The organism is Massilia putida (assembly GCF_001941825.1).
Classification (GTDB): Bacteria; Pseudomonadota; Gammaproteobacteria; order Burkholderiales; family Burkholderiaceae_D; genus Telluria; species Telluria putida.
The window spans coordinates 5,743,562-5,754,471 of sequence record NZ_CP019038.1 but is presented as its reverse complement, the minus strand read 5'-3'; the positions used below and the strand labels follow the sequence as shown (position 1 = coordinate 5,754,471).

Here is a 10,910-nt window from a genome sequence, read left to right as displayed (position 1 = left end):
ATAATATGAATAAATTGGCAACCCTCGTATTCGCAGCTACGGCCGCGATGGCGGGCAGCGCATCCGCGCAAAGTGCGCCGCCGTATGCGCCGCTGACCACCGATATTCAGGCTCGCACGCCGTACAGCGCTTACGTGCAGGATGCCCGTGGTGTCATCGCCCGTAATCCCTTCGGTCTGTGCTGGCGCACCGGCTACTGGACCCCGGCCGACGCGGTCCCGGGCTGCGACGCACCGCTGTGCGTGGAACCCGAGCGTCTGGAAAACGGCAAGTGCGTCGCACCGCCGCCGCCGCCGGTCGCCGCTCCGGCACCTGCCGCCCCGGCTCCGGCCGCGGCACCGGCTCCGGTCCCGACCTCGGAAAAAGTGAGCTACTCGGCCGACGCCTTCTTCGACTTCGACAAAGCCGTGCTGAAGCCGGCCGGCAAGGCATCGCTGGATGACCTGGTCACGAAGCTGAAAGACATCAACCTGGAAGTCATCATCGCCGTCGGCCACACCGACTCGGTCGGCACCGATGCCTACAACCAGAAACTGTCCGTGCGCCGCGCTGAAGCCGTCAAGGCTTACCTGCAGAGCAAGGGCGTGGAAGCAAACCGCGTGTACACCGAAGGCAAAGGCGAGAAGCAGCCGGTCGCCGACAACAAGACCGCCGCCGGCCGTGCGAAGAACCGCCGCGTGGAAATCGAAGTCGTCGGTACCCGCAGCACCCAGCAGCAGTAATCCTGCCGGACGCCAGAACAACCCCGCTTCGGCGGGGTTTTTTTATGTCTGGGTGGACACGCTTTTTTTCGCGATCCCATCCGTGCCGGCTACCCATTTCCGCTATCATTCCGTCCTATGACTACGACGACCAACGCCGATCCCTTAGAGATCCAGAAATTCAGTGAACTGGCCCACCGCTGGTGGGACCCGACGTCCGAATTCCGTCCGCTGCACGACATCAACCCGTTGCGCCTGGAATGGATCAACGCGCGCGTGCCGCTGGCCGGCAAGAACGTCATCGACATCGGCTGCGGCGGCGGCATCCTGGCCGAATCCATGGCGCGCAAGGGCGCCAAGGTCACCGGCATCGATTTGTCGAAGAAGGCCCTCAAGGTGGCCGACCTGCACAGCCTGGAATCGGGCGTGGAAGTGCGCTATAAACTGATCGCCGCCGAGGACATGGCCGCAGAAGAACCGGGCCAGTACGACGTCGTGACCTGCATGGAAATGCTCGAGCACGTCCCCGACCCGGCCGCCATCGTGCGCGCCGCTGCGACCCTCGTCAAACCGGGCGGCCGCGTGTTCTTCTCGACCCTGAACCGCAACGTCAAATCGTATCTGTTCGCCGTCGTCGGCGCCGAATACGTGCTGCGCATGCTGCCGCGCGGCACCCACGACTATGCCAAATTCATCACGCCGGCCGAACTGTCGAACTTCGTGCGCGACGCCGGCCTCATCGTCGACGGGCTGAAGGGCTTGACGTACAACCCGCTGACCAAGATCTACTCGCTGAACCAGGACACCGACGTCAACTACATGATGGCCTGCAGCAAACCGCTTTAAGTACCGACTCATGACATTTTCTTCTGCCCTGCCCGCGCCGCGCGCCGTCCTGTTCGACCTCGACGGCACCCTGGCCGACACCGCCCCCGACCTCGCGGCCGCCGTCAACTGGATGCGCGCCGAGCGCGGCCTGGAGCTGACGCCGTATGCCCTCCTGCGTCCGACCGCCTCGGCCGGCGCCCGCGGCATGATCGGCGCCGCCTTCGGCCTCGCTCCGGGCGACGAGGGCTATGAAGAACTGCGCGTGCAATGGTTCGAACGCTACCAGTCCAACATGGCCGTGCACAGCACCTTGTTCGACGGCATCACGGACCTGCTGGACGGCCTCGCCGCGGCCGGCATGGCCTGGGGCATCGTCACCAACAAGCCGGCGCGTTTTACCGATCCGCTCGTGCCGATGATCGGCCTGGCGCACGCGGGCTGCGTGATCTCGGGCGACACGACGCCGCACCCGAAACCCCACCCCGCCCCGCTGCTGGAAGCCGCCCGCCGCCTGGACATCGATCCGACCCGTTGCTGGTACGTGGGCGACGACCAGCGCGACATCGAAGCAGGCCGGGCCGCGGGCATGGTCACGGTGGCGTGTAACTGGGGCTATTGTGGCTCCATCGATCCGGCGACGTGGGGTGCGGACTATCAGCTCGATACGCCGCGTGATCTGCTGCAGATGCTGCTCGAGCTGGCCGACGCGGCCAGGGCGGCGCAAACGGCCGCTTAAATCCATTGTTTCCATGTCCGCGTCCTGCCCACGATCATGGGCTGTGACGCGGACCGGTCGATTTCGCGTCTTGTTTGCGCCCTGCCATGGCCTCGCTGGTCGGTTAGTTGCAATATTCCGCCACTTTCTCGCTCTTCGTTAGACCGTTCCAGCCCGCCATTTACATATCTTTACGATTGATACAGGGAATCGTCTATCTCTCCGCAATTCCCCTCGGTAATCTACAGCCATACGACAACAACGTCTCAGGAGCAGATAACATGGAAACGATCAAGACCGCCACTTCCCGCATCCACCCGCTGATGGCCGCTGCCGCAGTGTCCGTCATCGTCGTCAGCCTGGCCGGCACGGCCGCGATCACCGGCTTCCTGCCGAGCTCGCACAGCGCACCTGAGGCAGGTGCCACGACGGCCCAGGCCGGCGCCCTGCCGATGGCTGCGGAAGCGCCGCAAGGCATGCAACCGGTGCAGGCCGCTTACGGCCAGCCGACGCAAGGTACATACGCCCAGCCGACGCAAGCGGCCTACGCCCAGCCGACACAAGGTGCTTACGCCCAGCCGACACAAGGTGCTTACGCCCAGCCGACGCAAGCTGCTTATGCCCAGCCGGCAGTCGCAAGCGCCCAGCCGGCCCCGGTCGTGATCAAGGAAACCGTGATCAGGGAAGTCCCGGCAAAACCGGCTCCGCGCCACACCGTGCACCACACGAACTATGTCCAGAACGATGCACCGGTCTATCGTGAGCCGGCACCGCGTCCGGCACCGCAGCCGAACTACGTCGCCATCGGCACCGGCGCCGTCGTGGGTGGCCTGCTGGGCAACCAGGTCGGCAGCGGCAACGGCCGCAAACTGGCGACGGTCGCCGGCATCATCGGCGGCGGCATGCTGGGCAACCAGATCGCCAACCAGAACCAGGGTCGTTAAGCATCACTTGATTCTCCGCACCTCGCACCCATATCGGGTGTGAGGGCGCGTCAAGGGCTCTCCGTTCACTGGCCGATTGCGGTACAATGAACATTCTCTTTCTGGGGGCGACCTGGTTTCGACGTGGGTTGCAAAGCAGAACAGGGCATACCGAGGACTGGTTACCTCGTAAATACATCCAGAAATCAATAACTGCAAACGATAACTCGTACGCACTCGCAGCCTAATCGCTGCTAGCTCTACACTACCTCGCCTCTGGGGTGGGCCGCAAGGCAAGTAGAGTCATTTACAGAGGCTAGGATTCAACCGGGTTACTTGGTTGCTTCCGAAATTTAAGGTAACTCGCTTGTACAGAGGGTGCACATCCCCGATGTCCAGGTTAAATTAAAAGATAGTGCTAAGTATGTAGAACTGTCTGTAGAGTGCTTGCGGACGCGGGTTCGATTCCCGCCGCCTCCACCAATACACCCACGCCAACGGCTCTCCGTTGGCGTTTTTTTGCAAAACGCCGCGTGTTCGCGGGGGCTGGCGCGGGTGTTTGCGGACTGCATCCCATGGCCGGAATGATCGCTAAGAGCCTCTTTCTTCTCTCTCCAGGCTGTTTTTCTCTCCGGCTCAACCCTATTTAAGTCGCTGGAAGTCCGCAACGCGTGACACCAATGACATTATAATTCAATGACTTACGCGCGGACGAATCAAGCAGTTTGTTTTTGGGTATTGGGAAGGGACGGATTGCAGAGATTGGCGTTTTTGTGAAATGGAACTTGATGATGAGCAAAACAAATAGGCAAGCTGCGTCGGCAAATGGCGGTCTGATCGATGTAATCATTGAAACCTCACATGATGCCTTCATCGGCATGGATGCGCACGGATGCATCACTCACTGGAATGCCCAAGCCGAGGCAATTTTTGGCTGGAAGCGTACTGAGGCCGTTGGCCATAAGCTTGGCGACCTGATCGTCCCTCCGCACCTGCGCGCAGCGCACTCAGAAGGCATGGAGCGCTATCTTGCAACAGGCGCCGAAAAAGTGCTGAATCGCCGAGTTACCTTGCAGGCACAACGTCGCTCAGGCGACCTGTTTTCGGTCGAGATGACCATTTCAGTTTATACGGCGAACGCTCAGCCAAGCTTCTTTGCTTTTTTGCACGACGCACAGGAACGTTACGCCACTGAAAGTGCCTTATTAGAATTAGCTAGGACTGATGCATTGACGTCATTACCGAATCGACGCTTTCTGTATGAAAGACTGCAGGAAACGATGAATCGCGTCCAGCGTACGAAACGTCCAGTAGCTGTCATGTTTATGGACATTGACCATTTTAAAAGTGTGAATGATAGTTTAGGACACGATATAGGTGACCTGGTACTACAGGAATTCGGAGCGCGTCTCAAGCGCGCAGTACGGCAAGTCGATTTCGTAGCCCGCTTGGGTGGCGATGAGTTCATGGTGATTGCCGAAGAACAAGCAGGCCAAGACAGCGCAGGTGTCATCGCCCGAAAAATCATCGATAGCATGGCCACCGACTTTGCGGTCAATGACTGCGACCGGCTGCACATTACAACGAGCATTGGCATCGCGTTGTATGAAGGGCAGGCGCTTGGCGTGGATGATTTAATCAGACAAGCCGACCAAGCCATGTACCAGGCAAAAAGATCCGGTCGCAATACCTTCCGATTCGTCCACGACAACAGGCACGATAGTGCTGCTCAAAAGGTCATTAGGGCGCCTCTGTCGAATTTTTTAGTAAAACCGCAAGTGAACAGAAAAAATCCTGACTTCATTCAAGAATCGCTGCGAGCCATTCGTACGCATTTGAACATGGACGTCGCATTCGTTTCACGATTTACGGATGGCAAACGGGAATTTCTCTTTGTCGATGCCGAAGCGGAAAATCCGCCAATTGCCCCAGGAGGGGCGGATCGCCTGGAAGAGAGTTACTGCCAGCGTGTGGTTGACGGCAGACTACCCGAAATTATGCCTGACGCGTTTTTGAACGATGAGGCGCTCAGTCTCCCGGCAACACGATTGCTTCCGGTGAGAGCTCACCTCAGTGTCCCCATCGTGCTAAAGAGCGGAAAAATATACGGTACCTACTGTTGCTTTAGCTATAGCGCGGACCAATCACTGAACGAGCGGGATCGAAATATGATGCGCATCTTTGCCGATTTGATCGGGACGATGGTTGAAGAGGAAATGGTAGCGTAGCCCTGGTGCGCATCGACAGCAATCTATGTTAGTTAGTGACCGCATAAAAATTACTAACGACTATTGGCTATGCATAAATGACCGACCATGCTCCCAATTCCGGCACGGAACTGGACCGGCTATCCGGCTTGGTCGAGCGGGTGACCTACCATAACGGTGAGAACGGCTATTGTGTTCTACGGCTGAAAGTGAAGGGTGAACGCGACCTGGTCACCGTGCTGGGCTACACGCCAACGGTGACTCCCGGCGAATATGCCTCCGCTTCTGGAAATTGGGTCACAGACAGAGAGCACGGCAGGCAATTCCGCGCCGTGTTCCTTAAAATTTCGCCTCCCAATACCCTGACTGGAATTGAACGCTATCTCGGCTCCGGGATGGTCAAGGGGATCGGCCCCATCTACGCCGGCCGCCTGGTCAAGGCGTTTGGAGCCGAGGTGTTTGACGTCATCGAGCGCACGCCGGAGCGTCTCTTTGAAGTCGATGGTATCGGCGCCAAGCGGGCCAAAAAGATTACGTCCGGATGGGCCGACCAGAAGATCGTGCGCGAAATCATGGTCTTCCTGCATGCCCATGGTGTTTCCACCTCGCGGGCCGTACGGATTTTTAAAACCTACGGGCAGGACGCCGTTGCCGTGGTATCGGAGAATCCGTACCGGCTGGCGCGCGATATCCGGGGCATCGGGTTTTTATCTGCCGACACCATTGCGCAGAAAATCGGCATCGCCAAAGACGCGCCAATGCGTGCCCAGGCGGGGGTGTCCTACGCGTTGTCGGAAGCGTCCTCGCAGGGACACTGCGGCCTGCCTTACACAGAATTGGTCAAGCTTGCCGTCAAGCTGCTGGACATTCCTGCTCAGGCGATTGAAGCCGCCATTGCCGAGGAAATCGCGCAGGAAGTGGTGATTTCCGAGACTGTCGACGGCGCCCCCTGCGTCTTCCTCGCCCAGCTGTATCACGCCGAGCAATCGATTGCCACACAGCTCGACCGCCTTAAAAGGGGGAGCCCACCATGGCCCGATTTTGATGCAGACAAGGCCATCCCCTGGGTCGAACACAAGTTGGCGATCACTCTGGCTGACAGTCAGAAGGCCGCCATTCGCCTGGCCCTGGCATCCAAGCTGTTAGTGATCACCGGCGGGCCTGGCGTTGGCAAAACGACGTTGGTCAACTCCATCCTGACCATCATGCGCGCCAAGCAGGTGAAGGCCTTGCTTTGTGCGCCGACCGGCCGCGCCGCCAAACGGCTGTCGGAATCGACGGGCCTGGAAGCCAAGACCATTCACCGCTTGCTGGAGATTGATCCGCTGACAGGCCAGTTCAAGCGCAATGAAGATTCCCCGCTGGATTGTGACCTCCTGGTCGCGGACGAATGTTCGATGATCGACGTCCCCTTGGCAAACCAGTTGCTCAAAGCAGTCGCCAGCCGCTCGGCCGTGATCTTGGTGGGCGACGTCGATCAACTTCCCTCGGTTGGCCCAGGCCAGGTGTTGGCAGACCTGATTGACTCGGGCGCGGTACCCGTCATCCGGCTTACCGAAGTGTTTCGGCAAGCCGCGTCGTCACGCATTGTGCGCAGTGCCCACCAGATTAATCAGGGGGTATATCCATCGTTTCCTCAAAAAGGAGAGGAATCCGATTTTTATTTTGTGCACGCTGATGAGCCTGAAACCATTGCCTCGATCGTCGTCGACCTGGTCAAAACACGCTTGCCAAAGAAATATGCCGTTGATCCCGTGCGCGATATTCAGGTGCTGTGCCCGATGAATCGGGGCATGACCGGTGCACGAGGCATCAACCAGGCGTTGCAGGCGGCACTGAACCCGCCCAACGAGAACAGCGTGGAGAAATTCGGTTATGCCTTCAGCGTCGGTGATAAGGTCATGCAGATTGAGAACAACTACGACCGCGACGTGTACAACGGCGATATCGGATTCGTCACGGGCATTGATCGAGAGGAAGAAGAGCTCGTTGTCGACTTTGACGGCCGCAGCGTGATCTATCCCTTTGGTGAACTCGACGAATTGGTGCTGTGCTACGCCACGACCATCCACAAGTCACAGGGCTCGGAATACCCGGTCGTGGTCATCCCGGTATCGACCCAACATTTCATGATGTTAAAGCGGAACCTGATCTACACCGGCATCACTCGCGGGAAAAATCTGGTCGTGCTAGTCGGCCAGAAGAAGGCGTTGGCCATGGCCGTCAAAGGCAAGCAGGTGGAACGCCGTTGGTCCAAACTCAAGGAACGACTTGTATCGCTTTGATCGTTCTAACTGGCGTCAGAGTAACGGTTTCATGTACGTTCCACACATCCACATCACAATCACCAGCAATTGCAAATGCGCCCGATGAATATTCCGCCCCCCTTGACCGATGACGAGTTCACCGAACTCGACCTGTTCCTACGTTACGACGTCGACACCGATGAGGTCATGACGATCGACATGATGGATGGATTCCTGCATGCAATCGCCATAGGGCCGACCTCCCTCCACCCAAAACAGTGGTTGCCTAAGATTTGGGGTACCGAAGAAATGATGCCACCGATGGAGTCGATCGATCAGTTGAACCACGTCATGGGCTTGGTCATGCGCCACTTCAACGGTATCATCGCCGGACTGCAAAACGACCCATGCGAAATCAATCTGGTTTTAGCAACGAGGGCATACAGAGGCAAGGATTACGAAGAAGCCGAAGGTTGGGCCTATGGCTTTGTCGAAGGCATGAGGCTTAGCTGGAATGCCTGGCAGCCGATGTTGGAAACGCCCGAAGGCCAAGCTTGGTTTCGTCCGATCGGTTTGCTAGGTGAAGATGATTTCGGGCCAGATCAGGACGAACTCACCAAGACCCCGGCTCGGCGCGCGAAGCTCGCGTCGCAGATTCCTGAGGCTGTTTTGGCCATGCATGCCTTCTGGCTCCCACTTCGACATGCCGCCTATCAACGGGAGGTGGCCAAGGCCATGCAATCCAAGGTGGGCCGCAATGATCCCTGCCCGTGCGGCAGTGGGAAAAAGTTCAAGAAATGCTGCGGGGCGGCTGCCAACCTGCAATGAGAAAGTCACGACCGCAGCTGCTCCCGCTGCTCCTCCCACAGCGCCGGCGGGTCCACCGCCAAGTCAAATAGCGTGACATGGTTCGGCATGGCATCGTCCAGGATAGCGGCAACGATGTCCGGCGCCAGCGTGGTCAAGTTGACCATCCGGCTCACGTAGCTGTTATCGATCCCTTCAGCAGCGGCGATCTCCTTGAGGGACTTGGCCTCGCCCGACTCCAGCATGGCCAGCCACCGATGGCCTCTGGCCAGCGCCAGTTGCAGCGGCGTGGCCGCCGTATCCCACGGCCTGGCCTTGGTTGTTTCGCCATTGGGCAGCGTGACCAGCTTGCGCCCGCTGCGCCGCTTGATCTGGATCGGCACTGACAAGGTCAGTCGGCCATCGCTGGCCTCGATGACGTCGGGTTCGCCCGTCTTCTGGATGCGGATCTCGCTCATACCAATGCCTCCTCGGGCTGGGCGACGCCCGTTGGCTGCAGTTCAAGCACCAAGCGCTCGATGCCGTTGGCGCGCAGCCGCACTTCGAGGTCGTTGGGTGACACGATCACCTTCTCAACCAGCAGCTTGACGATGCGCGTTTGCTCGGCCGGAAAGAGTTGATCCCAAATGACGTCCAGGCGCGTCATGGCGACAGTTACTTTTGCTTCGTCAAGACTGGGATCCAGTGCGATGGCGCGCGGCAGTACATCGCCCAGGAGAGCCGGCGACCGCAGCAGAACGCGCAGCTGGTCCAGTACGGCGGATTCGAGTTCAGCGGCTGGCAATCGCGGCAGCCCCGATGCGCCCGCGTGCTCCTTGTTCTCGCGCTGCGGCACGTAATAGCGGTAGCGGCGGCCATTCTTCTTGGTGGTGTGAAACGGTGACAAGGCCCGGCCGTCGTTGCCGAATACGATGCCCTTGAGCAGATACGGCACAGTCGCCCGGGTGGCATTGCCGCGCACCCGTCCGTTGGTAGCCAGGATGGCGTGCACCTGATCCCACAACGCGCGGTCGATGATGGGCGGGTGCTCGGCCTGGTACCACTGCTCCTTGTGGCGCAGTTCGCCGAGGTAGGTGCGGTTATTGAGCAGCTTGTAGATCAGCCCCTTGTCGATCGGCTTGCCTTCGCGGGTCTTGCCGTCCTGCGTGGTCCACGCCTTGGAGGTCACGCCGTCCAGCTTCAGCTCCTTGAACAACAGCGTCCCGGAGCCGAGTTCGACGAAACGCTGGAAGATGTGCCGAATGAGCTTGGCCTCGCGTTCGTTGGGCACTAGCCGCCGGTTCTCGACGTCGTAGCCGAGCGGCGGTACACCACCCATCCACATGCCCTTGCGCTTGCTGGCGGCGATTTTGTCGCGGATGCGCTCGCCGGTGACCTCGCGCTCGAACTGGGCGAAGGACAGCAGGATGTTCAACATCAGCCGCCCCATCGACGTGGTGGTGTTGAACTGCTGGGTGACCGACACGAAGGACACACCGTAGCGCTCGAACACCTCGACCATCTTGGAAAAATCGGCGAGGCTGCGTGTCAGGCGGTCGATCTTGTAAATGACGACCACATCGATCTTGCCGGCCTCGATGTCCGCCATCAGCCGCTTGAGTGCGGGACGATCCATGTTGCCGCCGGAGAACGCCGGATCGTCGTAGTCATCGGCGACAGGAATCCAACCCTCGGCGCGTTGGCTGGCGATGTAGGCATGGCCGGCATCGCGCTGGGCATCGATGGAGTTGTATTCCTGGTCCAGCCCCTCATCGGTGGACTTGCGGGTGTAGACGGCGCAACGCATGCGGCGCTTCAAAACTTCGCTCATCGCCGCGCTCCCTTCTTCGCCTTCGTCTTGGGTGTGGCGGGGGCCTTGAGCCCGAAGAACAGCGGCCCGGACCACCTGGTTCCGGTGATTTCACGGGCGATCATCGACAGGCTCGGATACATCCGGCCTTGGAAGTCGTACTGACCGTCCTGGGTCACGATCACGCGGTGTTCGACGCCCTGGTACTCGCGGGTGAGCACGGTACCCGCTGCCGGCCGGTAGTCGCGATCGCGTTTCTTGACTTTGCCGGTCTCGATCAAGGATGCGATCCGGCGCTTGTTGCGCTCCAGCAGGCCGGCATCGACCTTGCGGAACTCCATCTCCTGCAGGCGGTAGGCAATGCGGCGTTCGAGAAACTGGCGGTTGTGAGTGGGCGTGTCGCCGCCGAAGAGCCGCAGCCAGAGATGTTTGATTTCCGACATGGGCAGCTCGGGCAATCGTGCGATCTGTGCGGCAACCGATGGTGGCGTGGCGAAGGTGCCGGTGTTGACTTTGACGGTCGTGCTCATCAGGACTCCGTTTTTATGTTGTTGACGGGTCTGAATGAACGCTCTGGTTGCCATGAAAGCCAAGTAAAACTTCGCTATCTTCGGCACTATCTGCGGACCGGAGATCGTCAGCCAGTCGAAGGCGCGCGATCCCATTTGCCAGCAACGACGCGAGCTCGCGCCGA

10 protein-coding genes and 1 other RNA gene are annotated in these 10,910 nt (G+C 59.4%); 8 read left to right on the top strand and 3 right to left on the bottom strand.

From position 1 onward, the window contains the following. Positions 1-5: 5 nt before the first annotated feature. The 8 genes from ompA to BVG12_RS27825 all read left to right on the top strand — a co-directional run bounded on the left by ompA (position 6) and on the right by BVG12_RS27825 (position 8,448). Entirely contained in the window at positions 6-722 is a 717-nt protein-coding gene (gene ompA / locus BVG12_RS27860; RefSeq protein WP_075795236.1) for an outer membrane protein OmpA, read from the top strand. Between the two features lie 117 nt (positions 723-839). Continuing rightward, the gene (ubiG, locus tag BVG12_RS27855; RefSeq protein WP_075795235.1) at positions 840-1,547 is read left to right on the top strand and encodes a bifunctional 2-polyprenyl-6-hydroxyphenol methylase/3-demethylubiquinol 3-O-methyltransferase UbiG; all 708 of its coding nucleotides are present in this window, start codon (positions 840-842) and stop codon (positions 1,545-1,547) included. A 10-nt stretch (positions 1,548-1,557) separates the two neighbouring features. Continuing rightward, positions 1,558-2,265, top strand: coding sequence for an HAD family hydrolase (locus BVG12_RS27850; RefSeq protein ID WP_075795234.1), 708 nt, complete (start codon positions 1,558-1,560; stop codon positions 2,263-2,265). 260 nt (positions 2,266-2,525) lie between these two features. Beyond that, complete coding sequence (locus BVG12_RS35710; RefSeq protein ID WP_075795233.1) at positions 2,526-3,188, top strand: glycine zipper 2TM domain-containing protein; 663 nt, start codon at positions 2,526-2,528, stop codon at positions 3,186-3,188. A gap of 103 nt (positions 3,189-3,291) precedes the next feature. Then, positions 3,292-3,650: a transfer-messenger RNA gene (gene ssrA / locus BVG12_RS27840) on the top strand. 305 nt (positions 3,651-3,955) lie between these two features. Continuing rightward, on the top strand, positions 3,956-5,395 hold the full coding sequence (locus BVG12_RS27835; protein ID WP_075795232.1) for a sensor domain-containing protein: 1,440 nt from the start codon (positions 3,956-3,958) through the stop codon (positions 5,393-5,395). 77 nt (positions 5,396-5,472) lie between these two features. Next, on the top strand, positions 5,473-7,659 hold the full coding sequence (gene recD2, locus BVG12_RS27830; protein ID WP_075795231.1) for an SF1B family DNA helicase RecD2: 2,187 nt from the start codon (positions 5,473-5,475) through the stop codon (positions 7,657-7,659). A 75-nt stretch (positions 7,660-7,734) separates the two neighbouring features. Then, entirely contained in the window at positions 7,735-8,448 is a 714-nt protein-coding gene (locus BVG12_RS27825) for a UPF0149 family protein (RefSeq protein WP_156895891.1), read from the top strand. Between the two features lie 5 nt (positions 8,449-8,453). Here the strand turns inward: BVG12_RS27825 and BVG12_RS27820 are convergent, their stop codons facing one another. Genes BVG12_RS27820 through BVG12_RS27810 form a run of 3 tightly spaced genes read right to left on the bottom strand, consistent with a single transcriptional unit; the run spans position 8,454 to position 10,746 of the window. Beyond that, the gene (locus BVG12_RS27820) at positions 8,454-8,885 is read right to left on the bottom strand and encodes a ParB/RepB/Spo0J family partition protein (RefSeq protein ID WP_075795229.1); all 432 of its coding nucleotides are present in this window, start codon (positions 8,883-8,885) and stop codon (positions 8,454-8,456) included. Then, entirely contained in the window at positions 8,882-10,237 is a 1,356-nt protein-coding gene (locus tag BVG12_RS27815) for a recombinase family protein (RefSeq protein WP_075795228.1), read from the bottom strand. Before BVG12_RS27815 ends, BVG12_RS27820 begins: the two co-directional genes overlap by 4 nt. After that, the gene (locus BVG12_RS27810; protein ID WP_075795227.1) at positions 10,234-10,746 is read right to left on the bottom strand and encodes a DUF2924 domain-containing protein; all 513 of its coding nucleotides are present in this window, start codon (positions 10,744-10,746) and stop codon (positions 10,234-10,236) included. The genes BVG12_RS27815 and BVG12_RS27810 overlap by 4 nt, the downstream gene beginning before the upstream one ends. Between the last annotated feature and the right edge of the window lie 164 nt (positions 10,747-10,910).

What these genes read in the sequence shown, in the direction of transcription:
- ompA (WP_075795236.1), top strand. Translation starts at nt 6, where the DNA reads ATGAATAAATTGGCAACCCTCGTATTCGCAGCTACGGCCGCGATGGCG.
- ubiG (WP_075795235.1), top strand. Translation starts at nt 840, where the DNA reads ATGACTACGACGACCAACGCCGATCCCTTAGAGATCCAGAAATTCAGT.
- BVG12_RS27850 (WP_075795234.1), top strand. Translation starts at nt 1,558, where the DNA reads ATGACATTTTCTTCTGCCCTGCCCGCGCCGCGCGCCGTCCTGTTCGAC.
- BVG12_RS35710 (WP_075795233.1), top strand. Translation starts at nt 2,526, where the DNA reads ATGGAAACGATCAAGACCGCCACTTCCCGCATCCACCCGCTGATGGCC.
- BVG12_RS27835 (WP_075795232.1), top strand. Translation starts at nt 3,956, where the DNA reads ATGATGAGCAAAACAAATAGGCAAGCTGCGTCGGCAAATGGCGGTCTG.
- recD2 (WP_075795231.1), top strand. Translation starts at nt 5,473, where the DNA reads ATGACCGACCATGCTCCCAATTCCGGCACGGAACTGGACCGGCTATCC.
- BVG12_RS27825 (WP_156895891.1), top strand. Translation starts at nt 7,735, where the DNA reads ATGCGCCCGATGAATATTCCGCCCCCCTTGACCGATGACGAGTTCACC.
- BVG12_RS27820 (WP_075795229.1), bottom strand. Translation starts at nt 8,885, where the DNA reads ATGAGCGAGATCCGCATCCAGAAGACGGGCGAACCCGACGTCATCGAG.
- BVG12_RS27815 (WP_075795228.1), bottom strand. Translation starts at nt 10,237, where the DNA reads ATGAGCGAAGTTTTGAAGCGCCGCATGCGTTGCGCCGTCTACACCCGC.
- BVG12_RS27810 (WP_075795227.1), bottom strand. Translation starts at nt 10,746, where the DNA reads ATGAGCACGACCGTCAAAGTCAACACCGGCACCTTCGCCACGCCACCA.